Raw genomic sequence first — 1365 nt, 5'->3', positions numbered from 1 at the left:
ATTCATTACGGTACTTTTCAAATATGGTCGATTCGACAAATACACTTTTCATACGCAAAGTATACGCAAGTAACGTACACATAGCAAAACTATACGTGATTAACGTAGTTATGACGTTTCGGAAGGTGAATCTGAACTGAGCTATAACGCCAGCAATAAGGTGTGCCCCACCGAACCAACAAAGCACACCGAACTCCATACCAAAACCGCCGAGTGTTACGCATCACCTTGATTGCCTTGTTATACGATTTTTAATAATCGACAACCTCGATTAAATAACTGTTTTTCTTCAACTTTGCTAACTTGATAGCAATATTTGGATTAACTGATTTGGCGATACTAATAATAAGTTTCTGTTGGTCTTTAGGCATTTTTTCACCAATAACTATTTCAAGTAGTGACTTGGCTGAATAGCTATGTAAGTTTTTATCTGACATTGAGAGGATTCTAAACTCATTTTCATAGCTCCAAGACTCAGATTTACTAGCTACCGTACCTACTACATGATCAATATAATTTAGATCGGATACACCAAGCATTGCTGGAGAAAGAATAAATTCATTTATATCTATGACATTCGGTGTGTTTTGGTAACTTACTTTCACAGGACGAATCGTAGTGCTTGAATACCTATGGATATCTGCTTGCAAACCATCACTATCAAAAACTAAGCAGAAGCCTCTTAAGCCATCAGAATAGTGAGACCACATCAAATTTTCTGTTAAAGGGTCACCTCTACTGTCTGAAATAGACAAAGATATTACCTTTGAAAGCTGAATCAACTTCAATACAATATCAAACTCAGATTTAGCTAACTTAGACAAAAAATCAGGGTTGGAGACGTCTAAGTGTTCAAGACCCAGTTCTTTGAGCTTTCTGTCTCTTTCCGTTAGGTCTATGTCTTTGCCGCCTTTCCACTCAACCATACTTTCCCAAAGCTTATAGCTGTTTTCGGAAATTGACTCTTCAAATACAAACATCCCCTCAAAGGGGTCATTGAAGGATCCAATATCTGAAAACCAAAGTTGAGAGTTAGCTAATCCAGTAAGGCTGTAGGTATCAACAGACCTAAATTTATATAACTTTGAAATTTTCGCCATCCTCCAAATCGTATAACGCTGGCATAAGGTGCGCCAACGCATTACTTACTAAACCAAATACACTTCAAACCAAAACCGCCGAGCGTTCTGCGTCACCTTAATGCCTTTGTTACCCGGCCGTTTGACTTGGGTTAAGCAGCTTGCCTGCCATGATGAAAGGCTGTTAAAAAATGTGCTGATTGAGCGTGACAAACACCCCACTCAAGGCAGACAAATTCAAAACTATAACCACGAAAATTTCTGCGTGTTTACCCACAAAATAGCG

1 protein-coding gene is annotated in these 1365 nt (G+C 38.5%); it reads right to left on the bottom strand.

Annotation, left to right across the window (positions count from 1 at the left end; translation table 11 throughout):
* Nucleotides 1–251: 251 nt before the first annotated feature.
* A complete protein-coding gene (locus L4C35_RS23105) occupies nt 252–1100 on the bottom strand; it encodes a DUF2971 domain-containing protein (protein ID WP_428465056.1) in 849 nt (282 codons plus the stop codon).
* Nucleotides 1101–1365: the final 265 nt, after the last annotated feature.

Source organism: Photobacterium kagoshimensis (assembly GCF_050337045.1).
GTDB lineage: Bacteria > Pseudomonadota > Gammaproteobacteria > Enterobacterales > Vibrionaceae > Photobacterium > Photobacterium kagoshimensis.
Note: the sequence above shows the minus strand (reverse complement) of the source record. Positions and strands in the feature narration are given on the sequence as shown.

Excerpts from the sequence above, each read along its gene's own strand:
- L4C35_RS23105 (WP_428465056.1), bottom strand. The coding sequence starts at position 1,100 with ATGGCGAAAATTTCAAAGTTATATAAATTTAGGTCTGTTGATACCTAC.